This window comes from Enterobacter cloacae complex sp. 385G4, from assembly GCF_057320665.1.
The window spans coordinates 1,231,635-1,255,522 of record NZ_JBXWDD010000001.1 but is presented as its reverse complement, the minus strand read 5'-3'; the positions used below and the strand labels follow the sequence as shown (position 1 = coordinate 1,255,522).

The following is a 23,888-nucleotide window of genomic DNA, read 5'->3' as shown; positions in this document are numbered from 1 at the left end:
AAAAAGCGCTGTTTGTTGCACATCTTTTAAACGTCGACAGCTTAACACGCGAATAAAAACCTCAGAAAATCCAATAAGCCGACAGAACTTTGAGCTTATTTATCCTTAAAAAAAACGCCTTTCAGACGATAATGCCCGCCTGAAAAATTCTTATATTTTTGAAATCGTCGACATCACTCTCGCGAATTTCGTGAGCTGACGCGCATCGCCGATGCGTGCTATTTCATACAGGAATACGGCATGAGTGCCACACTAAATGATTTAACCAACAATCCGGCAGAGCGAATTAAATCAATACTGTCCTCACTTCGCAGCAGTCCGAAGCTTTTGCTGGTGATTTGCGGCGCTGCGGCGCTTTCCGTCATCATCGCCTTACTGTTCTGGGCAAAGGAGCCGGACTACCGGGTGCTGTTCAGCAACATCAGTGATGAAGAGGGCGGCGCGATTGTTGCGCAGCTCTCGCAGCTCAACGTCCCTTATCGTATTGAAACCGCCGGTGGCGTCATCATGGTACCGGGATCCCAGGTACATGAAGTGCGTATGAAGCTGGCGCAACAGGGGCTGCCGAAAGGCGGCTCGGTGGGCTTTGAACTGCTCGATCAGGAGAAGTTCGGCGTCAGCCAGTTTACCGAGCAGGTGAACTACCAGCGCGCCCTGGAGGGCGAGCTGGCGCGCACCATTGAAAATCTCGGGCCGATTCAGAGCGCGCGCGTGCATCTGGCTACGCCGAAACCGTCGATGTTTGTCCGTGAACAGAAAAAACCGACCGCCTCAGTCACCGTGAACCTGCTTCAGGGCCGCACCCTTGACGACAGCCAGGTGGTGGCCATCACCCATCTGATCTCCAGCGCCGTCACCGGGCTTTCTGCCGAGAGCGTCACCATTGTCGATCAGCGCGGTAATCTGCTGACCCAAAGCGGCGTGCGCGGCTTGCAAACGGCGCATCTCAAATACACCAACGACATTGAGAGTGACTACCAGCAGCGTATTCAGCGCATTCTGGCCCCGCTGGTGGGGGACGAAAATATTCGCGCGCAGGTCACGGCGCAGATTGACTTCACCGAGCAGGAACAGACGCTGGAGCAGTATCAGCCGAACAGCGAGCCTGAAAAAATGGCGATCCGCAGCCGCCAGACGAGCCTCTCCGAGCAGGGCAACCGCCGCGGCGCAGGCGGCGTGCCGGGGGCATTGAGCAATACCCCACCCGCACCGGCCACCGCACCGCTGACCCAGCCGCTCAACACCCCGGCGGACGACAATAAAGAGAAAACCACCGGTAACAGCGCCAACCGCGAGCCAGCCCAGCCTTATAACAACCGCAGTGATGAAACCACTAACTTTGAGGTGGATCGCACGCTAACCCACACCAAATCTAATACGGGACGAATTCAACGTCTCTCGGTGGCCGTGGTCATCAACCATTTGCCGCAGGGGGAAGAGGGTAAACCCGGCCCGATCGGTGAGGCGGAGTTGACCCGCATCAACGCCCTGGTGAAAGAGGCGATTGGTTACAACGCCGCGCGCGGCGACAGCGTCAATATTCTCAACTCCGCGTTTAACGGCGTGGTGGAAGCTCCGGTACCGCCGTTCTGGAAGCAGGAAAGTTTCTACGTCCTGCTGATGGCGATTGCTCGCTACCTGGTGATTGCGATTATCGCCTGGGTGATGTGGCGCAAGCTGGTCCAGCCAGCCTGGACCCGCCACCAGGAGACCACAATCCGTCGTCTGGAGATGGAGAAAGAGGCGCGAGAGGAAGAGATCGCGGCGAAAAAACGTGCCGCGGAGAAAAACAACCGCGACCGTGCCCAGCAGCGGGTGGATACGGAACTCAATGGTCAACAGCTGCGTGAGCTGGCAGAGCAGGAGCCGCGCGTTATCGCCCTCGTTATCCGCCAGTGGATGAGTAAGGAGCCTAAATAATGAATGCCTCAGAAAAAAGCGCCATCGTCATGCTGACGCTGGGAGATGTCCTGGCGGCGGAGGTGTTCAAGCACCTCAACGCCCACGAGGTGAAGCAGATCAGTAGCTCAATGGTCAATATGGCGGGCTTTACCCATGACCAGATGGCAATGGTATTAGAACAGTTTAAGAAAGACTCCAGCGAATATGCCGCACTGAGTCTCAATACCAACGATTATCTGCGCAGCGTGCTGGTGAAGGCGCTGGGTGAAGAGCGCGCCTCCTCGCTGCTGGAAGACCTGCTGGATACCCACCAGGGCGGCAACGGCATCGAGACGCTCAACTTTATGGAGCCACAATCGGTATTCGATCTCATTCGTGAGGAGCATCCGCAGATCATCGCCACCATCCTGGTGCATCTGAAGCGTAACCAGGCGGCGGACGTACTGGGCAAATTTGACGACCGCGAGCGTAATGACATCATGCTGCGTATCGCCACGTTTGGTGGCGTACAGCCTGCCGCGTTGCAGGAGCTCACCGAAGTGTTGAACAACCTGCTCCACGGTCAAAACCTGAAGCGCAGCAAGATGGGCGGCGTGCGTCCGGCGGCAGAGATCCTCAACCTGATGAAGTCTCACCAGGAAGAGGCGGCCATCGAGGCGGTACGCGAATTCGACGGCGAGCTGGCGCAGAAGATTATCGACGAGATGTTCCTGTTCGAAAACCTGGTGGAAGTGGAAGACAGAAGTATTCAGCGCCTGCTGCAGGAGATCGAGAGCGAGACGCTGATCATCGCCCTGAAAGGGGCCGACGAGCCGCTGCGCATGAAGTTCTTCCGCAACATGTCCCGTCGTCAGGCCGAGCTGATGACCGACGACCTGGCCTCCCGTGGCCCGGTTCGTCTGTCTCAGGTCGAAGCCGAACAGAAGACGATCCTCAACGTTGTTCGTCGCCTGGCCGAGTCTGGCGAGATCCTGATTGGAGGCAGCGACGATGCCTACGTTTAAGGATAGCCACGCCCAGGAGTGGCACAGCTGGCAGCCTGAAAATCTGCTCGGGGAACCCCTTGAAACGCCGCTGCCGACGCTGGATAGCGCCCAGTCCGAGGCGCAGCTGAAAGCCGAGCTGGCACGCCTGCGAAAACAGGCGGAGCAGCAGGGCTTTGCGCAGGGACAGCAGCAGGGACGGGAAGAGGGGCGCAAGCAGGGCTATGAGGCGGGCCTTAAAGAAGGCCGTGAAGCGGGCTTTGCAAAGGGGCTGGAGCAGGCGCGCGCGGATCAGCAGACGGTGTTGCGTGAAGCGGAACAGTGGGTCACTCACTTTAAGCTCGCGCTGGAGAACATCGAAAGCCTGATCCCTGGCCGTCTGGTGCAGTTCGCGCTCACCGCCGTGCAGCAACTCTACGGCAACGCCAGCGTGGTGGATAACCAGGCCCTGGTGAGCCAGATCCGTAGCCTGATGAAACAGGATGTACTGCTCCACGGTGCCTTTAAGCTGTATGTGAATCCGGACGCGTTTACCTCGGTTGAGCAGGCGCTGGGTGACACGCTCACGGCGCTGGGCTGGGAGCTGCACCGGGACGCGCACCTGGCGTCCGGCGGCTGCCGCGTGGTGTCACCTGATGCAGAGGTGGACGCCAGTATGGAAACGCGCTGGCAGGCGCTCTGTCAGCTGGCTCGCGAGGAACTGTCGCAATGAGCGCGCAGCTAAAAAAATGGCTATCCGTCCTCGACCGGGTGGAAGAGAGACTGGCGCAGGTGCCGGATTTTCGCCAGTACGGTAAGCTGACGCGCGCCACGGGTCTGGTGATGGAGGCGGTTGGGCTGAAGCTGCCGATTGGCGCGTTGTGCATCGTGGAGCGCCAGACGGAGCAGGGCATTATCCCGGTTGAAAGCGAAGTGGTGGGCTTCAATGGTCAGACGCTGTTTCTGATGCCGCTGGAGCACGTCGACGGCATCCTGCCGGGGGCGCGTATTTACGCTCTGCAAAACGACAGCCATGCCGGTAAACAACTGCCTGTGGGCCCGCATCTGCTGGGACGCGTGCTGGATGCGCAGGGCCGAGCGCTGGATGGTCGTCCCGCGCCGGGGAACCCGTCGGCGGGGCTATTTACGCCAACCCTCAACCCGCTCCATCGCGACCCGATTAAAAACGTACTGGATGTCGGCGTGCGCGCCATCAACGGCCTGTTGACGGTGGGGCGCGGCCAGCGCATGGGCCTGTTTGCCGGGTCCGGTGTGGGCAAAAGCGTGCTGCTCGGCATGATGGCGCGCTTCACCACCGCCGATGTCATCGTGGTGGGGTTGATTGGCGAGCGCGGCCGTGAAGTCAAAGATTTTATTGAAAATATCCTCGGCGAGCAGGGGCTGGCGCGCGCGGTGGTGGTTGCCGCCCCGGCCGACGTCTCGCCAATTTTGCGTATGCAGGGGGCGGTCTATGCCACCCGCATCGCCGAAGATTTTCGCGATCGCGGCCTCAACGTGCTGCTGATCATGGACTCCCTGACGCGCTACGCCATGGCGCAGCGCGAGGTGGCGCTGGCCATCGGCGAACCGCCCGCGACCAAAGGTTATCCGCCGTCGGTCTTTGCCCGCCTGCCTGCGCTGGTAGAACGGACCGGTAACGGCGTGAAGGGCGGCGGGTCGATCACCGCGTTTTATACCGTGCTGACGGAGGGTGATGACCAGCAGGATCCGATTGCCGACTCCGCGCGGGCGATCCTCGACGGACATATCGTCCTGTCGCGTCGTCTTGCCGAAGCGGGCCACTATCCGGCCATTGATATCGAAGCTTCGATCAGCCGCGCCATGACCGAGCTGATCCCGCACGCCCAGTACCGCAAGGTGCAGCGTTTCAAACAGCTGCTTTCTGCGTATCAGCGCAACCGCGATCTGGTCAGCGTGGGCGCATACGTTAAAGGCAGCGACGCGATGCTGGATCTGGCGATCGACAAATACCCGTCACTGGAGGCGTACCTCCACCAGGCGATCCACGAACGCAGCGGCTATGACGACGCCGTGCACACCCTGTCCGGGCTCTTCCCGGACGTCAGGGACTAACCGGGAGGCGCAATGAAGGTAAACAACCCAATGACCCTGCTGCGTGACATGGCAGAGGAGGCGCTGACAAAGACCACCCTCGCGCTGGGCGGCGCGCAGCAGCAGCTTCAGCAAGCAGTCGCCCAGCATGACCAGCTGCAGCACTACGAGCAGGAGTATCAGCAGTCCCTGCGTCAGGGAATGATGGGTAACGGCATGTCGGTGGCGGATCTGGTTAATCATCAGTCGTTTATTTTGTCGTTGAAGCAGGTGGTGAAGCAGCAGGAAGGGCACGTCAGCGCCTGCGAGCAGGCAGTCGACAAGGTGAAACAGAACTGGGTGCAGAACAAGCAGCGTCTGAACGCGTTTGAAACGCTGATTGAACGCCGGGCGACGGCGCAGGCGTTGGTTCAGAGCCGACATGAACAAAAGCTGATGGATGAATTCGCGCAGCGTGCCGGACAAAAGAGAGAAAGGCTATGAACATTGATATTGCTGCCCTGTTACTGGGCGGCGGGGCGCAGGGCAAACCGAAAGCCGGGTTGCTGTCTGACGAGGATTTTGGCCCGGCACTGGAGGGCAAGCTGGCGCAGCTGTTTACCGGTCTGGAGCCGCAGGCGCTGCCGGAGGCGATGCTGCCCGCCGCTATGCTGCCGGAACAGCTCACGGAGGTGACGGTGGGGAATGATGAGGAGATCGCAGACACGCTGCTGATGGCCCCGCCGGGGCTGGCGGAGGCGCTGACGGGTGTGACCATCACAGAAGTCGAAGGGGAAGAAAGCCCGCAGTGGCAGCTACAGCAGCTGATTACCCGCAGCGTGACGGGCGCGGAGACAGCGGCGAAGCCAGAACCTGGCAAGCCTGCGGTGGGCGAGAAGCCTGACGCGCCGGGCGGTAAAACGTTAACACCCCTCAGCGTGACGGAGAAATCACCCTCGGTGACGATGACGCCTCTGACGGCGCAGTCTGCGCCGGTCGCGAGCGAAACGGTCGCCACGCCAGAGATGTCATCAACCGCGCCGGTCAGTGCCGTGGCGCTACCTGCCGCCGTACGCACCAGCGTTGCCCCTGCTCCGCAGCGGGTGGTTACCGTGAATCACCCGCCGGAAACGCCGGAGTGGAAGCAGTCGGTAAGCCAGCATATCGCTATCTTTAGCCGCAACGGCCTGCACAGCGCCGAGATCCGCCTACACCCTGAGGAGCTAGGTTCACTGCAAATTTCCCTGCGCGTTCAGCAGGATCAGGCGCACATTCATATCGTCAGCGAGCATTCTCACATTCGCCACGCTATGGAGCAGGCCATGCCGCAGCTGCGCGCCGCGATGGCAGAATCGGGGATTCAACTCGGTCAGGCGAACGTCAGCGCCGAGGGACAACAGTACGCTGCGGCAGGTGAGCAGCGCGACAATACGCCGGGCGAGCAGCAGGCTCAGCTGGAGGGCGAAGGGCAGCCGGACGATGACGACAGCGTCCCGACATTATTAACCACCACGCCGGGAAATATATACGGAATTAATACCTTTGCCTGAAGTGGCGAATTAGCTTCAGGAATGAAATTTTATCGCCTGATTATCAGGGTGATTAAATGGACTACAATGTCCGCCATATTGACACGAGGGTAGTACGCTGCCTTCTCTTATTTATCAGGTGTACGTTCAATGAGTAATAAAAATAAAAAGGTCGCCAGCGGCGGAGGGGTTCGCTCGCTTCTGATGACGTTCATGTTTTTGACTGCCGTTGCGGCGTGCGGGTTTTCCGGCTACCTGTTCTGGGAAATGAAATTCGCCAAACCGGCAGACGTGGTGGTGGAAGGGGAAGTGAAAACAGCGCCTGCGCCCGAGCAAGTCGAGCCGCTTTACGCCTCGATGAATACCTTTACCGTGAGCCTGAAACCGACGGCGAATGAATCCGATCGGGTATTGTACCTGGGTTTATCTATTCGGGTGGCAGAGCAGCAATCACTTGCCGTACTGGAAAAATATTTGCCGGAATACCGCAGCCGTTTATTTATGTTGCTCACCCACCAGACCTATGAAGATTTAGCCACCGACGAGGGGAAACGCCGCCTGATTACCAACATTAAGAGCGAGCTGGATAAACCGCTGGCGTTTAACCAGTCCATTCGCGTCACTGACGTCCTTATTAACGAATTTATTCTGCGGTAATAATTATGGCTGACAGCTTTTTATCACAGGATGAGATCGACCGTTTACTGAACGCCGATGCTGAGAGCAGTAGCGATCTCAATAACAGCCGTACAGACGCAGGGATAAAACCCTACGACCCGCATACGCAACGCCGGGTTATTCGTGAACGTCTGCATTCGCTGGAAATTATTAACGAACGTTTTGCCCGTCAGTTCCGTATGGGGCTGTTTAACCTGCTGCGCCGTAGCCCGGATATTACGGCGGGAAATATTAAGATCCAGCCGTATCACGAGTTTGCCCGCAACCTGCCGGTGCCGACAAACCTGAACCTGCTGCACCTTAACCCGCTGCGCGGCACCTCGCTGATGGCCTTCTCGCCGGGGCTGGTATTTATGGCCGTAGACAACCTGTTCGGCGGCGACGGACGTTTCCCGACCAAGGCCGACGGGCGTGAATTTACGCCAACCGAACAGCGCGTGATCCATCGCATGCTGTCGATGGCGCGCGAGGCGTACGAATTTGCCTGGAGTTCAATCTATAAAATCAAAACGGAGTACATCCGTTCGGAAATCCAGGTGAAGTTCACCAACATCACCTCCTCGCCCAACGATGTGGTGGTCACCACGCCGTTTTCGGTGGAGATCGGCTCGCACCGCGGGGAATTCAACATCTGTATTCCCTTCAGCACCATTGAACCGCTGCGCGAGCTGCTAAGTAATCCGCCGATGGACAACTCCCGGCAGGAAGATACCCAGTGGCGTGGCCTGCTGGCGAGCCAGATGCGGGAAACGGAGCTGGAGCTGACGGCACGCTTTGCGGATGTCGGAACCCGCCTCTCCCGCGTGATGCAAATGAAGAAAGGCGACATTATCGCGCTCGATAAGCAGGAGTTTATCGAAGCCAGCGTGGGTGGCGTACCGGTCTTCACGGCCCGCTACGGCGCAGTTAACAATCAATATGCCCTGAAGGTCGAGCAGATGATTCAGCCTTCATTACTATCATTAAACAAGGAGTAATTTCCCCATGAGCGATATGAACACCTCATCGGGTTCTGACGATCAGTCCATTGATAATCTCTGGGGTGATGCAATGAGCGAACAGCACGCGGCGGGAATTACCGACACCATGGCTGCACCGCAATTTTCTGACGAGATGAACCTGATCCTCGATATCCCGGTAAAAATGACCGTGGAGCTGGGGCGTACCAAAATGACCATCAAAGAGCTGCTGCGCCTGAGCCAGGGCTCGGTGGTGTCGCTGGACGGGCTGGCGGGGGAACCGCTGGATATCCTGATCAACGGTTATCTGATTGCGCAGGGTGAAGTGGTGGTCGTTTCCGATAAGTTCGGCATCCGCATCACGGATATCATCACGCCGTCTGAACGTATGCACCGCCTGAGCCGCTAATGAACGCCACTGACTCCCTCCCGGCGACCGGCTCGGTGCTGATGACGGTCACCGGCGCGCTGGCCCTGATTATCCTGCTGATGGTGGCGATGGCCTGGGCTGCCCGCCGCAGCGGGCTGTCGCGTCGGCTCAACGATGCCCAGGGCAACATGACCCTGGTGGCGACCCAGTCGCTGGGGCCGCGCGAGCGCCTGGTGCTGGTGGACGTGGGCGAGCAGCGGCTGGTGCTGGGCGTCACCGCTTCGCAGATTACCTGCCTTGCGACGCAGGCGCGCCCGGAGCACGCCCCGCAAACCTCTGCGCCTGCGACCTTTCCACAGATGCTGGAAAAGGTGCGCCAGAAATACCGTTCGGGAGGTGAGCAATGAACCGCCGCCTGCTGCTGGCGCTCGTCCTGATGTTGCCTGCCGCCGGTGCGCTGGCGGCCAACGGTGATATCACCCTCGGTAAACCGTCGGGGGAAGAGGGCTGGACGCTGCCGGTGCAAACCCTGCTGCTGCTGAGCGGGTTTACCTTTATTCCTGCCGTACTGCTGATGATGACCGGCTTTACCCGCATCATCATTGTGCTGGGGCTGATGCGTAACGCCCTCGGCACGCCCACCGCGCCGCCAAACCAGGTGCTGGTGGGGCTGTCGCTGTTTTTGACCTTTTTCGTCATGTCTCCGGTGTTCAGCCAGATCTATGAAAAAGCCTGGCAGCCGCTGCAGGAAAACAAGATCACCATGGAAGTGGCCCTCACGGAAGGGGTGAAACCGCTGCGTGCCTTTATGCTCGACCAGACCCGCGAAAGCGATCTGGCGATGTTTGCCCGTATCGCCAAAACCCCGGATATCGCCTCGCCGGAAGAGGTGCCGCTCAGCATTCTGATACCGGCGTTTATCACCAGCGAGCTGAAAACCGCCTTCCAGATAGGCTTTACCATCTTTATTCCGTTCCTGATTATCGATCTGGTAGTCGCCAGCATTCTGATGGCGCTGGGGATGATGATGGTGCCGCCCACCACCATTGCGCTGCCGTTTAAGCTGATGCTGTTTGTGCTGGTCGACGGCTGGCAGCTGCTGGTGGGATCGCTGGCCCAGAGCTTTTACAGTTAGGAGAGACCCATGACCCCGGAAAGCGTAATGGTGATTGGCATGCAGGCGATCAAGGTGGGACTAATGGTGTCAGCCCCGCTGCTGGTGGCCGCGCTGGTCACCGGTCTTATCATCAGTATTTTGCAGGCCGCCACCCAGGTCAATGAAATGACCATGACCTTCATCCCGAAGATCCTGATCATCGTTGGCGTGGCGGTGGCGCTGGGGCCGTGGATGATGAAGATTTTTATTGAATACACCCGCGCGGTGTTCGCCAGCATTCCTTTCGTGATTGGCTGATGGCCTTCGGACTTCCTCTCGACCAGCTCTACGGGCTGGTCAGTCACACTTTTTTCATCATGGTGCGCATTGCCGCGCTGCTGCACGTTGCGCCGATTTTCGGCGAGAAGGCGGTCAGCGCCCGTCTGCGCGCGGGCCTGGCGCTGTTGATTGCGATCCTGATTGGCGGCACGCTGCCTGATGCGCAGATTGGCCTCTACTCCTGGGAAGGGGTCTGGGTGATGGCGAAACAGGTGATTATCGGCGCGGCGATGGGGCTGACGCTGCAGCTGCTGTTTGCCGCCGTGCGCATGTCCGGCGAAATCATCGGCATGCAGATGGGACTTTCGTTCGCCACCTTTTTCGACCCAGGCGCTGGCAACAGCCCGGTGATCTCACGTTTTCTCAACCTGCTGGTGACGCTGCTGTTCCTCGCCTTTAACGGCCATCTCTGGCTGCTGGCGCTGCTGGCGGAAACCTTCCAGACGCTGCCGGTCGACGCCACGCCGCTACACGCGGGCGGGTTTATGTATCTGGTGACCCACGCGGGGATGATCTTTAGTCAGGGGCTGATGTTGGGGCTACCCGTGATTGCGCTGCTGCTGTGCATTAACTTCATCCTCGGGCTGTTAAACCGCCTGACGCCGCAGCTCTCTATCTTTGTGATTGGCTTCCCGTTGACGCTGACCTTCGGCATGCTGGCGCTGTTCCTGATTGCCGAAACGCTGGCACCGTTCTTTGAGCGCCTGATGGCCCTCGGGTTTGACACCCTTGATGGCCTGATTCAGGCGCTGGTCTGACCCTCAATTCATGCAGGCGATACGGGCGACGGTCTCCGTGCCGGAGGCGAGGACTTTGTCGTCCAGCAGGTAGACAGTGCTGGTCGCCTCTTCACCCGGTTTGATTTGCGGGAAGATATAATCGGTCACGTCTTCATCCGAGCTTTGGCCGCCGAGCTTGCGATGCTGGCTGGTGACGGTCAGATGGAGCCGCTTGCCCGACATATCAATGTCGTAGCGCACTTCGCGGTTTACGGCTTTCGGCAGCCCGTCGCGCTTGCCGTCTTTGAAGTGACTGATGCTGCCGATATAGGTGGTATGCCCGTTGAACAGGCCGTCACGGTAAGACCGGTAGATACCGCGCGCCAGCGTCGCGTTGTTATCGTCCTCAATAATGTAATACGAGGTCGGCGCAATACAGGCCTCCTTGTAGGGCGAGGTATAAAACCCGTACAGCGCCATGGCGCCGGTCCCGATAATAACGCCGCCAAGAAACAGCAGCGCGAGCGGCGATTTAATAATGGCGAAAATAGAACGATTCGCAGTCATTCCCTGAATCCTTAAAGGGTTGTTGGCAGGCAATAAGCCCCTGGAATTTACTCATCTTTTCCGAGCCCGTGGTCACATACAGTACGGCAGCGGGCTTCTCGTCGGTACGGCGCGCCAGAACGTGGCGGGTATAGGTTTGCAGCGTGGATTCAATCAGCGCGGTCTGCGACTGTTTGTCCTGCTGAACCATCACCTCGGTACCGGGCGGCACGCCGGGGCCATTCCAGCGCACAAAGTGCACCGGCTGCGGGCTAAAATCTAAAATGCCGCGCAGGAGGAGCGCAATCACCAGCCCAACGAGCACGCCGCTGAGCGTGGCGCAGATCTTTTGCATGAGCGTGCTGCGGGCGCGCGGCGGGGCGGGTTCGACCGTCGGCGGTACCTCTGGCGCAACGGCCTGTTCGGGGGCTTCCTGCTGCGGGAGATCTGGTATCTGCGTTGCAGGCGCCACTTCGCTGCCGCTCTCCCGCACCAGCAGGCGATAGCCGCTGCGCGTTACGGCGATGAGCGTGACGGCCTCCTGCAGGTTTAGCTGAGCGAACGCACGGCGTAACTTGGTGATCATCACCCGCACGCTGTTGTCGGTGACCTCCACCCCGGCGCTGCGCCAGCCGATCTCCATCAGCTGTTCCTGGGAAAGCACTTCCCCATGCGCCTCCACCAGCGCGGCAAGGCACAGACATGCGCTTTGGGGAAGCGTGACGGTCTCTTGCGTATCCGTTCGGGCAAGCGTACGGATCTGCAAATCCAGCGACACTAACGATCCAATCGCGATATTGTTTAGCATAGTTATTTGATTCTTCTGGTGTATTGGGTATCGCTTCTGGCTAATGTAATTAATAGTAATGAATGCACGTTATTGCTAGCCGGGAGCCAGAGCGACCTGTTTTTTATGTCTTACTTCATCTTTTTGCAACCATTATGTAAAAGCAGCCTTAACACCTTTAAGGTTATTAATTGCGGTGTTTTAACCACACCAAAAATAACGTTATGAGTGATTGCGTTTTAATCACATTAAAACCAATTGGTTACCAATTTAACTGCGCGTGCGCGGCGTCAGCAGCGTTGATAATGAGACGCTGTTATCACTTTTGATTAAACATTTTTTAATCTGTACAAAATTATTAATTGTGCCGGAAATGGCGGGGCGGCGGTTGCGCACGAGGTCTGCGAATTTATACTGAGTAAAAGGCAGGTTATTGAATTTATTAAACAGTATTCATTTTCTTAACAAGGATGACCGATGTTCTCTCTTAAGCGTTTTATGCATACGTCCGATATGCCGGCCATGTTTCCCGTATTTATCTGTCGTCTGGTGACAGGTGTATTTTTCTTTACTGCCGGGTTTAATAAATTATTTGTTCCTGAGAACCAGCTGCTGATGGTGGATACCCTGCACGATGCGGGGATCCCTTTCCCGGTTGTTATGGCGGTAGTGGTGGCGTTCCTGGAATGCAGTATGGGTCTGCTGTTGACGCTGGGGTTGTTCAGCCGCGTTAGCGCGCTGATATTAATGGTCATCAGCAGCGTGGCGCTGATCACGATTGGGATTTACACCATTCCGCGCGGGCTGAATTTGATTTCATGGCTGAGCTGGCTGCTTTATCTGCCCGAGACGCTCTATGTGGTGCTCTGCGTGTTCCCGTTGACCTGGGGCGGCACCCTTTGCAGCCTCGACGGCTGGCTGGTCAAACGCTGGCAGAAGGTCCGCAAAATTGTTTTTGTTGAGGGTTAACATAAGTGCGCGGTTATCAACGCTTTGAAGAGCATATTTCCTGATGCCTGCATAATAAAATAGCCCTGCAGAGGCAGCATTGTGCTGCCGTTAAAAGAACAGGCGCTGATGTTATGGTTTTTATTGTCATACTGGTCGTTATTTTCATTACCCTGGTGATTCTGGTGCAGGCTGGCGTCATGCCGTGGTTTATTCGCACGGAGGGGCAGCGCCTGCGCACGCAGGTTGATGTCCTGGCGACCCAGCTGCGCGAGCAGCTCGATCGTGTTGAAGCGCAGCAGCGTTCAATGACCGAAAGCGTGGTCACCCTTAAAAGCTTCGCGCTGGACAAAAGCGCGCCGGGCGAGACGGATAGTGCCGAAGAGACGGGCAACAGCCGTCAATTTCTCAATGCACTGGTCAAAGAGACGGGCGAACGTCTTGGCGGTCGCGCCTGGATTGTGGACGACACCGGACGCATCATCGGCGATGCCGCCGGTGCGCCGTCGGTACAGTCCCTCAACGATATTAACCTGCCGATGGCGGTGCCGTTGCGTGCGCTGGTGGCCCAGTCGGATGGCGGGTTGCGTCATACCCATTTTCGCAGCGCCAGCGGCGAGCATACGCTGATGGTAATGCCCATTCCCGACAGGCCGTGGCTGCTTGCCCTTGACGTGCCCACCCGGCGAATGGGCGAGCGGCCGGGCATTATGTTGCATAAGCCGTGGCCGCTGGCGGCCTTGCTGCTGGTCTCTACGTTGACCCTGCTTCGCAGCCTGAACCAGCATCTATCCCGCCTCAACGAAGAGCTGCCGTCGCAGCTGAAAACCGAGCAGGGCGCGCATTTGCCGCCGCTGATGCAGGAGATTGGCGAGCAGGCGAGCGCGATTGCCAGGGCAGCCAGCACGATTGCCGAGGAGAATGAACGTCTGCTGCGGGTACCCGAAGCGAACGCCAATATGCTGGCCGTGTTGAGCGAAAGCGCCACGGGTGCGATCCGGGCAATGAACGCGCTACACGACGCCGCGCTGCACATTGCCGACAGCAGCGGCACGCTGGTGCAGCTGGCCAGTCGCGCCTACAGCTATTCCCTTCATAACGATGAGAGCGTGTTTGCCGTGGAGTCGCGCAACCTGGCGAGCCGCTGCGCGCGTTCGTCGAAAGAACTCCGGGCCCTGATTGACGATGCGATGATGCAGGCGCAAAGCGGGGCACCTTCGGTGACGCAAAATAACAGCGTGCTGATTGAAGAGGTTTACACGGTGGCGAACACCTTAATTCACCGCACGAGCGGATAATCTACGAGTATTTCATATTATGTTTTCCTCCCTTCAAAGCAGGGCCATTATGCTGGTCTCTGCTTTCTTTATTTTACTGACCCTCATTACCCTCTGGGTTGTTATGCACTTCATTGCGCCCGCGCTGCTGAAAGATGAGCACCGGCGCGTGCACTATCAAATTAACGAGCACACCGCCGCCGTGACGCAGCTGATGTCGCGGGTACAGGCGCAGCAGCGCGTATTGACGGAAACCGTCGCGCAGCTCGACAGCGCGCAAATCGACCGTCTGCTTCCTGCCCTGGTGAACCAGAACGGTGACAGCACCCTGTTTGGCGGCGGCGTGTGGCCGCTGCCGGGGAAGCGTGAGCCGGGCGTGGAGAAAAACAGCACGTTTTATGCCAGAGACAAGCAGAACCAGCTGCAGCTGAACGGTACGTGGAATCAGCCGGATGCGGCTGCTTACTGGCAGCAGCCGTGGTTTAAGGCTGGGATGCGTACTGCAAAAGGGCAATGTGCGTGGGCCGACGCCTATATGGACGCCGCCAGCCCGCAGCCGCGAACCAACTGTGCGATGCCGATCTGGCGTGACGGTCAGCTGTGGGGCGTGGCGACGCTGGACGTGACGCTGGGCTTCTTCAATGAGCTTGCGCGCAAGATCGCCGAGCCGCTGCAGGGCGGCGTGCTGATTGTCGAGGCCAACGGTAAAATTATCGGCTACAGCCGCGCCAGCGACACCACGCCGCAGCTGAAAAATATTATCGACCTGCCCGGAGATGAAATTGCCCTTCTGCAGGAGATGCTGTCGCAGGGCAGCGGTGGCTACATCGAACGCACCTATGAGGCTGACGATGGCGAACATACCATCTTCCTCTCTCCGATTGCCGGCAGTCCGTGGTTTGTGGCAACTGATACCCAAAGTAGCTTGCTGAACCAGCAGACCCACAGCATTCTGCTGCGTTTGGGAATGGTGCAGATCCCGCTGCTGCTGCTGTTGGGAGTGGTTTTGATTCTGACCGTGCACTTTATGATGCGTAACCTCCAGACCGTGAGCGACCGTCTGGCCGCGCTGTCCGCGGGCGGGGCCGATCTGACCCTGCGCCTGCCGCAGAGCCGTACGCGCGAGCTGAACGCTATCGCCGACAACGTGAATACGTTTATGCGCTATCTGCAGGGGTTGATACAGCAGGTTGGAGCGAGTACGCGCACGATTGCGGCAGCCTCTCATCAGATTGCAGAGGGCAACGTGTCGCTCTCGTCACGCACCGAAGAGCAGTCCGCCTCTCTGACGCAAACGGCGGCGTCGATGGAGCAGATTGCCGGTATTGTGGGCAACAACGCCGACAACGCGGCGGATGCCGACAGGCTGGCCACGCAGGCGGCCGCCGTGGCGCAGCAGGGCGCGACGCTGATGAATGCTGCGGTGGAAAAGATGAGTCATATTGAATCGTCATCCCTGCGCGTGACCGACATCGTCGGGGTGATCGACGGTATCGCGTATCAGACCAACATTCTGGCGTTGAATGCGGCGGTTGAAGCGGCACGAGCGGGCGAGCAGGGGCGCGGTTTTGCCGTGGTGGCGGCAGAGGTGCGAAGCCTGGCCCTGCGATCCTCCAGCTCGGCGAAGGAGATCCGCGAGCTGATTAACGACGCGGTGATCGGCGTGCAGGACGGCAGCCGTCTGGTGCAGGAGGTCGGGGAAATCATGAACGCGCTGGTGACGTCGGTTAATGAGGTCTCCATGCTGATGGAAGAGGTCAAAACCGCCAGCCGTGAGCAGAGCGTCGGTATTGAGCAGGTGAACGTGGCGGTATGTCAGCTTGAAAGCGCCACTCAGCAGAATGCCGCGCTGGTGGCGGACGTGTCGACGGCGGCGAAGGCGATGGAGGAGCAGGCCGCGGAGCTGGAAAGCGTGGTGAACCGGTTTAGGGTGTGATGCGGTGCGCGCTGTCGGTCTTGCCCGGCGGCGCTTCGTTTGCACGGGCCTACAGGAAGCTACGCAAATGTAGGCCGGGAAAGGCGAATCCGCCACCCGGCACAAATCTGGAAGGCGCCTCGTAATCCTGGAAGTAACCTTATGTAATTCGTGGTTTGCCCTTTTTTTTGTTTTCATCACTTCGTAAAGTGCCCGTGTTGCGGCAACGTCCGCAACCGGGCGTGAGAACCTGAAAATACAAGGCGATACATTTTTGTATCGTACATGCGCACACGTCGTTACAATCATGGCGGCGCTGGCGGAGCAACCGTTAGGTTGGTCGGCTCCCTTGTATGTCGATTCTCACCTCCGTCAGCGCCACCACCTTTGAGCGTGAGAACTCCGGTGGTGGTTGTATGAATATACAAGGAGACTTTCATATGACTATTCTTTCCACACTCTCTGAATCATCCCACGTTAACTTTATCGAACAGCTCATTGCCTTACCGCTTCCGGCCTCTGCCGACCTTTTTGATGTGGCCGATATCTGTGCGGCATTCGCGAGCGCGTTGGTTGAGGTCGACACTATACGCGAACGCAACGCGCTCTGCGGGCGCTTGCTACACGCTCTGGATGAACTGGAGCATTGTTGCGACGATGATCTGCCACCGCATTTGATTGAACAGCTCATTGCAGGGGACGCTGCGCCGTCATGCATGTCGGATAGCTGGCAGGATACGGCCACACCGGTTAGTTATGCGCAAGCGCTGGCACAGGCTATTCTGGGTAATACTCTGCCGCAGAGTGTGAATAAGGCATTGACCGGATTACTGCATGACATGGTGCATCTGTTAGCCGATTTTGTGAAGGAACCTTACCTGCACGCTTAAAAATAAAGTCGGGTGGCGGCTTCGCCTGACCGGCCTACATTTACGTTGCTTCCTGTAGGCCTGTGCAAGCGGAGCGCCGCCAGGCAAGAAGATGATGCATAAACAAAAAAGCCCTCCACCAGGGAGGGCAACCGCGCATGGAGGACATGCGCGTAAGTGTTTGAGGCGGTTAAGCAGATTAACGCAGCAGGGACAGCACGTTCTGCGGAACCTGGTTCGCCTGGGCCAGTACGGACACGCCAGCCTGCTGGAGGATGTTCGCGCGGCTCATAGCAGACACTTCCACGGAGAAGTCTGCATCCTGAATACGGGAGCGCGCTTCGGTGGTGTTGATGATGTTGGTATTCAGGTTCGCAATGATGGAGCTGAAGCGGTTCTGAACGGCACCCAGGTCGGCACGGAAATCGGCAACTTTGGTGATGGCTTTATCCAACTGATCGATCAGAGTATCTGCGCCAGCCGCGCCTGAAGCGGCTTTAGCGAAAGCGTAGGCATCACGTGGAGCGGGATCGGCACCAATAGTCACAGCCCCTGCAGCATTAAGGGTGAACGACTTAACTTCACCATTATTGTCGACCGCATAGTAACTGTTTGGCGTGCCGCCAGAGAATACCTGAATACCAGAGGTTGCGGCATCAGCACCAGCGAATGCAGCCGCGGAAATTTCGTCTAATTTATCTGAAAGTTTAAATGCGGTTGCTGCACCAGTATTATCTTTCAGAATATCGTCGTTTTTAACCGCGACTGGAGTGAATGTGCTCAGGCCGTTAATCAGAACATCGGCATCCAGCTTGGAAAGTGCAGCACCAGGTGTTGCATCACCATCAATTTCAACGTTACCAGCATTATCTTTAAATTTGATATTCATTTCTTGTGCTTCCTGGGTTGTGGAGTTAACCGCAAAGAAGCGTACAGTGCCATCATCCTCTTTAAAGGTATGTAATTTGTCAGCACCAGGTACAGTTGATTTAGCCAGGACAGCAGTAATATCGGTGGTGGTCAGAGTGTATTCGCCTACGGGGGTATCATATTTTTGACCATTAGCACCTACAACGCCTTTCCCGCTAAATTGTGGATCGTCTATCGTCGCCGTAATTTTAGCAAAGTCGCTACCGAAGTTTTCCAGACCCAGTTCTTTGAGGTTCAATTCGTTCAGATTGATATCAATAGTGTCGCCATCTTTATCGCCGATCTGAATGGTGATTTTATCCTTAGAACCGTCGAACACTTTCACACCGTTGAAGTTGGTCACGTCGGCAACGCGCTGAATTTCTTCCAGACGGGAACCGATCTCTTTCATGATGGATTTGCGGTCATCTTCAGAGTTGGTGCCGTTTTTCGCCTGCACGGTCAGCTCGCGGATACGCTGCATGTTTTCGGTCACTTCTTCCAGCGCGCCTTCAGTGGTCTGCGCCAGGGAGATACCGTCGTTGGCGTTACGTGCCGCCTGGGTCATACCGCGGATTGAAGAGGTGAAGCGGTTGGAGATGGCCAGACCCGCTGCATCGTCCTTCGCGCTGTTGATACGCATACCGGAAGAGAGACGCTGAATAGCGGTGCCCAGGGCAGACTGAGATTTGTTCAGGTTGTTCTGAGCCATCAGGCTCAATGCGTTGGTATTAATGACCTGTGCCATTGTTGTATCCTTCTAAGTAATAATGACTGTGAGTGATATGCGTTCGTTGATGCGCATACTTCTTTCATCGGGGGGAATAAAAAAGACTGAATTATTTTTTTGCTTTTTTTATTGATGGCGAAAAATGGCGACAGGTTTGGCGTCTATTATTTAAATGGCGAAGGGTAATGACGTAATAAGCGCACGAAACTGTCTTTACCCTTCTTCCATATTGTTGTGCTCCCTGTGAAAAATTAAACTTCCTTCTCTATTATCCGATGAAAAGAGTGTGAACTATTTCATTTCTGGAGGAACATTATTATGGCTGGAACGAATTTTTTAGGCGTGGGGTCCGGGCTGCCGTTTGATCAGTGGCTGGCAGATGAGCGCAAAGGTATTACGAAAAAACTCAATCCTTATCTGCAGAAGCAAACCACCTATAAAGGGCAGATTTCTGCATGGGGCTCTATTTCCAGCGCGCTGAGCACGATGAAGGACAGTCTCGGCAAGCTGGAAGATGAGGGATTTAACGGCGTCAGCGTGAGTGACAACAAAACCTTTAAGGCCACAGCGGGCGAAGGGGCGATTCCCAATAGCTATTCCATCGCTGTTAAACAGCTGGCGCAAGCCCATCAGTTGGCAGTAGTGAACGATACGCGAGATCAAAAAATTGGTGACAGTGCCGCGAAGGTCACCATCACCCTGAAAGAGGGTGAAAAACCGATGGAGCTGGATCTCAAGAGAGACGAAACTTCTCTCGAGCAAATAGCCAAAAAGATCAATGAACAGAAGGGCGATGTCGTAGCGGAAGTGATAACCATTGGGGGCGGGAAGCACAAACTGGTGCTGACCTCGAAAAAAACCGGTGTAGCCGGGGAAATGCATATCAAAGTGACAGGCAATACGGCGCTGGAAGCTAAGCTGGCAGATGCTGCCGCAAAGCCTGAAACAGAAGCGCAAAATGCGGAAATATTTCTCAACGGTAACCTTGTCACCCGCAGTGCTAACACCATAAAGGATTTGATCACCGGTGTGACGCTTGAACTGCGGGAAGTATCGGATATGAAGGACCCTCCTGCTGACCCGGCCGACCCTAACAATCCGGAAAACTACAAAACCGAATCCCTGACCATCACCGAAGACACCTCAAAGGTGAAAACGTTGATTGAGGAGTTTGTCAAAAATTACAACAACTACCTCAACACCGTGGCTGGCGCGACCAAATATACCGCTCCCGATCGCGACAAATTAGCAAAAGATGAGGTCCCCACATCCGACCCGACCAATGGTGCGTTGTTCAGTGACGGGTCTTTACGTCGACTGACCAGCGAGCTGAAAGCCACCGTGACGGGCAGCTATCCCGAGGTTGGGGATGTCATTCAGACGCTGGGTAAAATAGGGATTACCGTCACGTTCGACGGTAAAACCGGCGATGATCGTACCGGTACGCTCGGCACCCTGACCATCGACAGCAAAAAACTTGATGCCGCCCTGAAGGACAACCCGAAAGAGGTTGAAGCGCTGTTCCTCGGTAAAGGTGGTAAAGAGGGAATTAAGGACCGGATGGAAGGGATTTTTAATACCTATCTTGGTGACAAAGAGTCGATTGAGAAGAAAGAAGGCGTGATCGAAACCGCGCTGGACTCCCTGCGCGATCAGGAAAAGCGCATCGGCAAGCAGATCACGGCCATTGAACGACGCATTGAAGAGACCATGCTGCGCAGGGAGAAAGAGTATCAGCGCCTGGATAAGGCCATGAGCGATATGAACAACATGAGTACCCGTCTACAGCAGTCGCTGGCGGGGCTGGTTTAATCACTACTATCCCGGGCAGCGTGCTGCCCGGCAGGATTTGACGATGTACACCAAAACGGGCAAAAGTGCCTACACCGCTGTCTCTCTCGACAGCCAGATCGCTGGCGCGACGCCGCATCAGCTTATCGTCCTGCTCTATGACGGGGCGATTAACGCCATGAAGCGGGCAGAGATTTATTTCCAGTCGGGCAATATTGCTCGTCGCGGCGAGATGATCTCCCGCGCCATCAATATTATCGACAACGGCCTGCGCGCCGGGCTGGATCACGAGAAGGGCGGGAAAATCGCCGAAGAGCTGGAGAGCCTGTACGAGTATATTTCCCGTACGCTGCTGGAGGCGAATCTCAACAAATCCGGTGAAAAGCTGCCGCACCTTATTGCCCTGATGACGGGGATGCAGGAAACCTGGCAGGCCATCGCCCCGCAGCACAAGCAGGTGAAACATGGATAACGACGTGATGGCGCTGATTGATGAGTTGCTCATCAGCAACGCGAAGCTGCGGCAGCAGGCCAATGCCGGCGAGTGGGATGTGTTTCTTGACGAGTCCGTGGCGTACACCATGGGAATGAGAACGCTGTGTGATATCGATTTAAGCCAGCTGGCACAGCACAATAAAACGTCGGTCAGCGCCCGGCTGGCGACCCTGCTTGAGAACGATGCCCTCTTAACGCGCGCCATTCAGGGGCGCCTGAGCACCATCAGCACAGAACTCTCCGCCATGCGCAAAACCAGCAGCGTGGCAAAATCTTACACCGCTGTTTAATTTACCTCTCACCCTAACCCTCTCCCCGTAAGGGAGAGGGGATTGTCAGCCCGTAGGCCCGCTCAAGCGAAGCGCCGCCGGGCAAAAAAAAAGCCCACCAGAGGCGGGCAAAAGAGGACAACGCAGAGAGGAACGATCAGATACTGATGTTGTACTTGCGGCCCGCGGGCAGCTGGCTGGATTCGCCCGCGGGTCCATAGAGCGTGCTAGCGTGGCCCACGTGGTCGATGGCCTTGCGGATATGCTGATTTTTCTTCATATGGCTTTGCAGCAGCGATTCCACCTTTTGATTCAGCGACTTTGTGCTGCGCACCTTCTCATGCACCTGCTGCCAGCTGGCAAACAGCTTGCCGAGCCCCGGGTAGGGGGCTTCCGCGCCGCAGCTTTGCTCCTGCTGACGGCGCATATCGTCGTAATACTGAATGGTCGACAGCAGCTGGTTTTTGTTATCCGCCAATACCTGCAGCGACACCGGGTTGATCTGCGTGCGGTTGAGCTGATTGACCTCTTCAATCATGATCGCCTCCAGCTCATCCAGGGACGTTTTCATCTGCGCGAGTATCGGGTAAAGCTTGTCCATAGGGGTCCTGCTTACGGTTAAAACTGAAACATGTCCTGCACCATTGCCTGAGCGATTTTCTCAGGCTCAATGCGCAGGGTACCTGCCGACAGCGCGGCGCGAAGCTCGGCGACGCGCGCGTAGTCCACGTCGCGGCTGTCGTCGGTCTGGATCTTTTTGGTCATTTCGCTCAGGGTGACGTTGGTGTTGTCGCGCTTGTCCGAACGTTTTGCCGCAGTGTCACTCTCCTGAGGCTGCGTGCGGGCGCGCAGATCCTGAGTTGGGGCGATTTTTGCAATCGGCGCGGTGGTCTGGCTGCTGTTGATGCTCATGGTGGTCCTCTCAGGGAAACATGTTCTGTACTCAATATTGTTTTCATCGGTGATTCAAAGAAAACCTAAAATTTATTGTTGTGAAATAATCATCACCTGCCCGTCAGCTCCCACTTTTCCACTCACGGTGCGTCCGCCTGCCGTTTTGACTTTGAGCAGGTCATCCACCGCGGCGTTGTTGAGCGCCTTGCCCTGGCTGCGAATACGAAAGCCTGAACCGGTCGTCACCAGGTCGACCGTCTGTCCGGCGCGCAGACGCCACTGCTGGCGAAGCTGGTTTTCTAACAGCGGCTTACCGGCGTCGATGGCGCGGGTCAGGCGCTGACCAATAATCTCATCGGCGTTAAAGATGAGTCCCCCCGGCTGGTGGTCGAGACTGCCGGTAACCGGCTCGATATCGCTGCGCTGGACAATCGCCCCGCCGGGCAGGCTTTGGCTTGCCACCCACCAGGTGCCCTGCGCGCTGATGCGAACCGGCAGGAAATGGCGACGCGCGCCGCACTGCGCGAGCACGGTGCGTTTGCCGGTCAGACGGCTGTTGCTTCCCACCAGGCTCAGCTCCGGGTTATCGCACACGGCGGCCAGCTGCGCGGGTGCGGCGAGCAGGGTTACGGTGCGCACGATGTCGCTACCGACTTCAGGCTGTGGGATCAGCGCATCCAGTTTAAGCATCAGCCGCTGCTTTGCCGTCTGGTCAGAGGGTACGCTGGCTGCGGCGGATGCAGAAAAGAGCAAAGCGGCCACCGCCGTGCTGATTATTCGGAGCTTCATCGTATTGCCTTAATCATATCTGTGATGGCTAAATTATATCCGCAGGCACCTGGGTTTTATTGCTTCAAATAATGACACTTTTGCAGGTAATTAAATCTATCGTCGCGTTAACGTTATTAGGATTATTTCTATTTCCCTAAATAGGCTTATTTCTGTCGGGTCTTCGCAGTGTGATATTTCACCAGCGCTGACTACACTATCGCAGTTTAATTAACGCAAGACAGGAGTGCTGTTGTCATGAATAAACTTGATGACGCCTTTCGCTTTCAACAGCAGGCGTTAGGTTTGCTGTCGCGCCGCCAGGATATATTGGCTTCAAATATTGCGAATGCCGACACGCCGGGCTACAAGGCGCGCGATATTGATTTTACTCAGCAGCTAAAAGCCGCCATGGAAAATAACGCTATGGCGAAATCTCCCGTATCACTGGCATTAACGTCACAGAAGCATATTGAAGGTAAAGCGATGCCGTTTGACGATGCGAATGTGCTGTATCGCATACCGGATCAGCCGAGTGCCGACGGTAATACCGTGGATATGGATCGCGAGCGCGTCAATTTTGCGGATAACGCCGTGAAATATCAGTCGGGACTGACGTTCCTTGGCGCGGATATTAAAAAAATGATGACTGTGCTCAGTCAGGGGTAATCAACGATGTCGCTCTTTAGCGTATTTGATATTTCCGGTTCGGCGATGGCGGCCCAGTCCCGACGCCTTAACGTCAGCGCCAGCAACATGGCCAACGCCGACAGCGTGGCGGGGCCGGACGGTCAACCCTACCGCGCGCGTCAGGTGGTCTTTTCCGTTGACGCGTCTGTCGGTCAGGAGATCGGCGGCGTGCAGGTTAGCGACGTAGTCGAGAGCAGCGCGCCGGACCGCCTGGTTTATGAACCGGGCAATCCGCTGGCTGATGAACAGGGCTACGTGCGGATGCCCAACGTCAACGTCATCAACGAGATGGTGAACACCATTTCCGCCTCACGCAGCTACCAGGCCAACGTGGAAGTGATGAATTCCGCCAAAAGCCTGATGCTGAAAACATTAACGCTTGGTCAGTAAGGAC

Annotated in this window: 28 protein-coding genes; 22 read left to right on the top strand and 6 right to left on the bottom strand. The window is 56.7% G+C overall.

The features are described from left to right. Window positions 1-240: 240 nt before the first annotated feature. The 13 genes from fliF to fliR all read left to right on the top strand — a co-directional run bounded on the left by fliF (window position 241) and on the right by fliR (window position 10,645). Complete coding sequence (fliF, locus tag AC2FAJ_RS06240) at window positions 241-1,920, top strand: flagellar basal-body MS-ring/collar protein FliF (RefSeq protein ID WP_041909241.1); 1,680 nt, start codon at window positions 241-243, stop codon at window positions 1,918-1,920. Next, window positions 1,920-2,906 (top strand): flagellar motor switch protein FliG, encoded by a 987-nt coding sequence (gene fliG / locus AC2FAJ_RS06235; protein WP_041909243.1) that lies wholly within the window; start codon window positions 1,920-1,922, stop codon window positions 2,904-2,906. Before fliF ends, fliG begins: the two co-directional genes overlap by 1 nt. Beyond that, window positions 2,893-3,597, top strand: a complete 705-nt coding sequence (locus tag AC2FAJ_RS06230) for a flagellar assembly protein FliH (RefSeq protein ID WP_485453932.1) — start codon at window positions 2,893-2,895, stop codon at window positions 3,595-3,597. The genes fliG and AC2FAJ_RS06230 overlap by 14 nt, the downstream gene beginning before the upstream one ends. Beyond that, entirely contained in the window at window positions 3,594-4,958 is a 1,365-nt protein-coding gene (fliI, locus tag AC2FAJ_RS06225; protein WP_060571664.1) for a flagellar protein export ATPase FliI, read from the top strand. The genes AC2FAJ_RS06230 and fliI overlap by 4 nt, the downstream gene beginning before the upstream one ends. 12 nt (window positions 4,959-4,970) lie before the next feature. Further along, window positions 4,971-5,420, top strand: a complete 450-nt coding sequence (fliJ, locus tag AC2FAJ_RS06220) for a flagellar export protein FliJ (RefSeq protein ID WP_485453931.1) — start codon at window positions 4,971-4,973, stop codon at window positions 5,418-5,420. Then, window positions 5,417-6,466 carry a flagellar hook-length control protein FliK gene (locus AC2FAJ_RS06215; protein ID WP_485453930.1) on the top strand — a complete coding sequence of 350 codons (1,050 nt, stop codon included), beginning with the start codon at window positions 5,417-5,419 and terminating at the stop codon, window positions 6,464-6,466. The genes fliJ and AC2FAJ_RS06215 overlap by 4 nt, the downstream gene beginning before the upstream one ends. Window positions 6,467-6,595: 129 nt before the next feature. Next, window positions 6,596-7,102, top strand: coding sequence for a flagellar basal body-associated FliL family protein (locus AC2FAJ_RS06210; protein WP_047362963.1), 507 nt, complete (start codon window positions 6,596-6,598; stop codon window positions 7,100-7,102). 5 nt (window positions 7,103-7,107) lie between these two features. After that, entirely contained in the window at window positions 7,108-8,100 is a 993-nt protein-coding gene (fliM, locus tag AC2FAJ_RS06205) for a flagellar motor switch protein FliM (protein WP_041909255.1), read from the top strand. A 7-nt stretch (window positions 8,101-8,107) separates the two neighbouring features. After that, complete coding sequence (gene fliN / locus AC2FAJ_RS06200; protein WP_041909256.1) at window positions 8,108-8,491, top strand: flagellar motor switch protein FliN; 384 nt, start codon at window positions 8,108-8,110, stop codon at window positions 8,489-8,491. Further along, on the top strand, window positions 8,491-8,859 hold the full coding sequence (fliO, locus tag AC2FAJ_RS06195; protein WP_309257303.1) for a flagellar biosynthetic protein FliO: 369 nt from the start codon (window positions 8,491-8,493) through the stop codon (window positions 8,857-8,859). The genes fliN and fliO overlap by 1 nt, the downstream gene beginning before the upstream one ends. Beyond that, the gene (gene fliP, locus AC2FAJ_RS06190; protein ID WP_447087459.1) at window positions 8,856-9,587 is read left to right on the top strand and encodes a flagellar type III secretion system pore protein FliP; all 732 of its coding nucleotides are present in this window, start codon (window positions 8,856-8,858) and stop codon (window positions 9,585-9,587) included. The genes fliO and fliP overlap by 4 nt, the downstream gene beginning before the upstream one ends. Before the next feature lie 9 nt (window positions 9,588-9,596). Next, on the top strand, window positions 9,597-9,866 hold the full coding sequence (gene fliQ / locus AC2FAJ_RS06185; protein WP_041909262.1) for a flagellar biosynthesis protein FliQ: 270 nt from the start codon (window positions 9,597-9,599) through the stop codon (window positions 9,864-9,866). Further along, window positions 9,866-10,645 carry a flagellar biosynthetic protein FliR gene (gene fliR / locus AC2FAJ_RS06180; RefSeq protein WP_041909263.1) on the top strand — a complete coding sequence of 260 codons (780 nt, stop codon included), beginning with the start codon at window positions 9,866-9,868 and terminating at the stop codon, window positions 10,643-10,645. Before fliQ ends, fliR begins: the two co-directional genes overlap by 1 nt. Window positions 10,646-10,648: 3 nt before the next feature. Here the strand turns inward: fliR and AC2FAJ_RS06175 are convergent, their stop codons facing one another. Both AC2FAJ_RS06175 and AC2FAJ_RS06170 read right to left on the bottom strand, forming a co-directional pair. Continuing rightward, the gene (locus tag AC2FAJ_RS06175; RefSeq protein WP_045629787.1) at window positions 10,649-11,173 is read right to left on the bottom strand and encodes a hypothetical protein; all 525 of its coding nucleotides are present in this window, start codon (window positions 11,171-11,173) and stop codon (window positions 10,649-10,651) included. After that, the gene (locus AC2FAJ_RS06170) at window positions 11,139-11,960 is read right to left on the bottom strand and encodes a winged helix-turn-helix domain-containing protein (protein WP_485453929.1); all 822 of its coding nucleotides are present in this window, start codon (window positions 11,958-11,960) and stop codon (window positions 11,139-11,141) included. Before AC2FAJ_RS06170 ends, AC2FAJ_RS06175 begins: the two co-directional genes overlap by 35 nt. A 456-nt stretch (window positions 11,961-12,416) precedes the next feature. On the opposite strand from AC2FAJ_RS06170, the gene AC2FAJ_RS06165 reads away from it, so the two are divergent. The 4 genes from AC2FAJ_RS06165 to AC2FAJ_RS06150 all read left to right on the top strand — a co-directional run bounded on the left by AC2FAJ_RS06165 (window position 12,417) and on the right by AC2FAJ_RS06150 (window position 16,969). After that, complete coding sequence (locus AC2FAJ_RS06165) at window positions 12,417-12,908, top strand: DoxX family protein (RefSeq protein WP_319879106.1); 492 nt, start codon at window positions 12,417-12,419, stop codon at window positions 12,906-12,908. A 113-nt stretch (window positions 12,909-13,021) separates the two neighbouring features. Continuing rightward, the gene (locus AC2FAJ_RS06160; RefSeq protein ID WP_485453928.1) at window positions 13,022-14,185 is read left to right on the top strand and encodes a methyl-accepting chemotaxis protein; all 1,164 of its coding nucleotides are present in this window, start codon (window positions 13,022-13,024) and stop codon (window positions 14,183-14,185) included. Window positions 14,186-14,204: 19 nt separating this feature from the next. After that, window positions 14,205-16,100, top strand: coding sequence for a methyl-accepting chemotaxis protein (locus AC2FAJ_RS06155; protein WP_485453927.1), 1,896 nt, complete (start codon window positions 14,205-14,207; stop codon window positions 16,098-16,100). Window positions 16,101-16,519: 419 nt separating this feature from the next. Continuing rightward, the gene (locus AC2FAJ_RS06150; RefSeq protein ID WP_485453926.1) at window positions 16,520-16,969 is read left to right on the top strand and encodes a hypothetical protein; all 450 of its coding nucleotides are present in this window, start codon (window positions 16,520-16,522) and stop codon (window positions 16,967-16,969) included. Window positions 16,970-17,147: 178 nt separating this feature from the next. On the opposite strand, the gene AC2FAJ_RS06145 is transcribed toward AC2FAJ_RS06150, so the two are convergent. Next, entirely contained in the window at window positions 17,148-18,605 is a 1,458-nt protein-coding gene (locus AC2FAJ_RS06145; RefSeq protein WP_485453925.1) for a FliC/FljB family flagellin, read from the bottom strand. Between the two features lie 300 nt (window positions 18,606-18,905). Here AC2FAJ_RS06145 and fliD point away from each other — a divergent pair, with 300 nt between their 5' ends. The 3 genes from fliD to fliT are packed head-to-tail and all read left to right on the top strand — an operon-like array spanning window position 18,906 to window position 21,163. Continuing rightward, complete coding sequence (fliD, locus tag AC2FAJ_RS06140) at window positions 18,906-20,399, top strand: flagellar filament capping protein FliD (protein ID WP_485453924.1); 1,494 nt, start codon at window positions 18,906-18,908, stop codon at window positions 20,397-20,399. A 43-nt stretch (window positions 20,400-20,442) separates the two neighbouring features. Then, the gene (gene fliS / locus AC2FAJ_RS06135; protein WP_041909279.1) at window positions 20,443-20,850 is read left to right on the top strand and encodes a flagellar export chaperone FliS; all 408 of its coding nucleotides are present in this window, start codon (window positions 20,443-20,445) and stop codon (window positions 20,848-20,850) included. Beyond that, window positions 20,843-21,163: a flagellar protein FliT gene (gene fliT, locus AC2FAJ_RS06130; RefSeq protein ID WP_060571669.1), complete on the top strand. Its 321-nt coding sequence runs from the start codon at window positions 20,843-20,845 to the stop codon at window positions 21,161-21,163. The genes fliS and fliT overlap by 8 nt, the downstream gene beginning before the upstream one ends. A gap of 136 nt (window positions 21,164-21,299) precedes the next feature. Here fliT and AC2FAJ_RS06125 read toward each other — a convergent pair whose 3' ends face one another. The 3 genes from AC2FAJ_RS06125 to flgA form a co-directional block, all read right to left on the bottom strand. Next, on the bottom strand, window positions 21,300-21,743 hold the full coding sequence (locus AC2FAJ_RS06125; RefSeq protein WP_045629778.1) for a flagella synthesis protein FlgN: 444 nt from the start codon (window positions 21,741-21,743) through the stop codon (window positions 21,300-21,302). Window positions 21,744-21,760: 17 nt separating this feature from the next. Then, window positions 21,761-22,054 carry a flagellar biosynthesis anti-sigma factor FlgM gene (gene flgM / locus AC2FAJ_RS06120; protein ID WP_485453923.1) on the bottom strand — a complete coding sequence of 98 codons (294 nt, stop codon included), beginning with the start codon at window positions 22,052-22,054 and terminating at the stop codon, window positions 21,761-21,763. Window positions 22,055-22,126: 72 nt separating this feature from the next. Beyond that, window positions 22,127-22,825 (bottom strand): flagellar basal body P-ring formation chaperone FlgA, encoded by a 699-nt coding sequence (gene flgA, locus AC2FAJ_RS06115; protein WP_041909287.1) that lies wholly within the window; start codon window positions 22,823-22,825, stop codon window positions 22,127-22,129. A gap of 237 nt (window positions 22,826-23,062) precedes the next feature. Between flgA and flgB the strand changes: the two genes are divergently transcribed. Continuing rightward, window positions 23,063-23,473 carry a flagellar basal body rod protein FlgB gene (flgB, locus tag AC2FAJ_RS06110; RefSeq protein ID WP_041909289.1) on the top strand — a complete coding sequence of 137 codons (411 nt, stop codon included), beginning with the start codon at window positions 23,063-23,065 and terminating at the stop codon, window positions 23,471-23,473. Window positions 23,474-23,479: 6 nt separating this feature from the next. Continuing rightward, on the top strand, window positions 23,480-23,884 hold the full coding sequence (flgC, locus tag AC2FAJ_RS06105; RefSeq protein ID WP_041909291.1) for a flagellar basal body rod protein FlgC: 405 nt from the start codon (window positions 23,480-23,482) through the stop codon (window positions 23,882-23,884). The last annotated feature ends 4 nt before the right edge of the window (window positions 23,885-23,888 follow it).

What these genes read in the sequence shown, in the direction of transcription:
- fliF (WP_041909241.1), top strand. Translation starts at nt 241, where the DNA reads ATGAGTGCCACACTAAATGATTTAACCAACAATCCGGCAGAGCGAATT.
- fliG (WP_041909243.1), top strand. Translation starts at nt 1,920, where the DNA reads ATGAATGCCTCAGAAAAAAGCGCCATCGTCATGCTGACGCTGGGAGAT.
- AC2FAJ_RS06230 (WP_485453932.1), top strand. Translation starts at nt 2,893, where the DNA reads ATGCCTACGTTTAAGGATAGCCACGCCCAGGAGTGGCACAGCTGGCAG.
- fliI (WP_060571664.1), top strand. Translation starts at nt 3,594, where the DNA reads ATGAGCGCGCAGCTAAAAAAATGGCTATCCGTCCTCGACCGGGTGGAA.
- fliJ (WP_485453931.1), top strand. Translation starts at nt 4,971, where the DNA reads ATGAAGGTAAACAACCCAATGACCCTGCTGCGTGACATGGCAGAGGAG.
- AC2FAJ_RS06215 (WP_485453930.1), top strand. Translation starts at nt 5,417, where the DNA reads ATGAACATTGATATTGCTGCCCTGTTACTGGGCGGCGGGGCGCAGGGC.
- AC2FAJ_RS06210 (WP_047362963.1), top strand. Translation starts at nt 6,596, where the DNA reads ATGAGTAATAAAAATAAAAAGGTCGCCAGCGGCGGAGGGGTTCGCTCG.
- fliM (WP_041909255.1), top strand. Translation starts at nt 7,108, where the DNA reads ATGGCTGACAGCTTTTTATCACAGGATGAGATCGACCGTTTACTGAAC.
- fliN (WP_041909256.1), top strand. Translation starts at nt 8,108, where the DNA reads ATGAGCGATATGAACACCTCATCGGGTTCTGACGATCAGTCCATTGAT.
- fliO (WP_309257303.1), top strand. Translation starts at nt 8,491, where the DNA reads ATGAACGCCACTGACTCCCTCCCGGCGACCGGCTCGGTGCTGATGACG.
- fliP (WP_447087459.1), top strand. Translation starts at nt 8,856, where the DNA reads ATGAACCGCCGCCTGCTGCTGGCGCTCGTCCTGATGTTGCCTGCCGCC.
- fliQ (WP_041909262.1), top strand. Translation starts at nt 9,597, where the DNA reads ATGACCCCGGAAAGCGTAATGGTGATTGGCATGCAGGCGATCAAGGTG.
- fliR (WP_041909263.1), top strand. Translation starts at nt 9,866, where the DNA reads ATGGCCTTCGGACTTCCTCTCGACCAGCTCTACGGGCTGGTCAGTCAC.
- AC2FAJ_RS06175 (WP_045629787.1), bottom strand. Translation starts at nt 11,173, where the DNA reads ATGACTGCGAATCGTTCTATTTTCGCCATTATTAAATCGCCGCTCGCG.
- AC2FAJ_RS06170 (WP_485453929.1), bottom strand. Translation starts at nt 11,960, where the DNA reads ATGCTAAACAATATCGCGATTGGATCGTTAGTGTCGCTGGATTTGCAG.
- AC2FAJ_RS06165 (WP_319879106.1), top strand. Translation starts at nt 12,417, where the DNA reads ATGTTCTCTCTTAAGCGTTTTATGCATACGTCCGATATGCCGGCCATG.
- AC2FAJ_RS06160 (WP_485453928.1), top strand. Translation starts at nt 13,022, where the DNA reads ATGGTTTTTATTGTCATACTGGTCGTTATTTTCATTACCCTGGTGATT.
- AC2FAJ_RS06155 (WP_485453927.1), top strand. Translation starts at nt 14,205, where the DNA reads ATGTTTTCCTCCCTTCAAAGCAGGGCCATTATGCTGGTCTCTGCTTTC.
- AC2FAJ_RS06150 (WP_485453926.1), top strand. Translation starts at nt 16,520, where the DNA reads ATGACTATTCTTTCCACACTCTCTGAATCATCCCACGTTAACTTTATC.
- AC2FAJ_RS06145 (WP_485453925.1), bottom strand. Translation starts at nt 18,605, where the DNA reads ATGGCACAGGTCATTAATACCAACGCATTGAGCCTGATGGCTCAGAAC.
- fliD (WP_485453924.1), top strand. Translation starts at nt 18,906, where the DNA reads ATGGCTGGAACGAATTTTTTAGGCGTGGGGTCCGGGCTGCCGTTTGAT.
- fliS (WP_041909279.1), top strand. Translation starts at nt 20,443, where the DNA reads ATGTACACCAAAACGGGCAAAAGTGCCTACACCGCTGTCTCTCTCGAC.
- fliT (WP_060571669.1), top strand. Translation starts at nt 20,843, where the DNA reads ATGGATAACGACGTGATGGCGCTGATTGATGAGTTGCTCATCAGCAAC.
- AC2FAJ_RS06125 (WP_045629778.1), bottom strand. Translation starts at nt 21,743, where the DNA reads ATGGACAAGCTTTACCCGATACTCGCGCAGATGAAAACGTCCCTGGAT.
- flgM (WP_485453923.1), bottom strand. Translation starts at nt 22,054, where the DNA reads ATGAGCATCAACAGCAGCCAGACCACCGCGCCGATTGCAAAAATCGCC.
- flgA (WP_041909287.1), bottom strand. Translation starts at nt 22,825, where the DNA reads ATGAAGCTCCGAATAATCAGCACGGCGGTGGCCGCTTTGCTCTTTTCT.
- flgB (WP_041909289.1), top strand. Translation starts at nt 23,063, where the DNA reads ATGAATAAACTTGATGACGCCTTTCGCTTTCAACAGCAGGCGTTAGGT.
- flgC (WP_041909291.1), top strand. Translation starts at nt 23,480, where the DNA reads ATGTCGCTCTTTAGCGTATTTGATATTTCCGGTTCGGCGATGGCGGCC.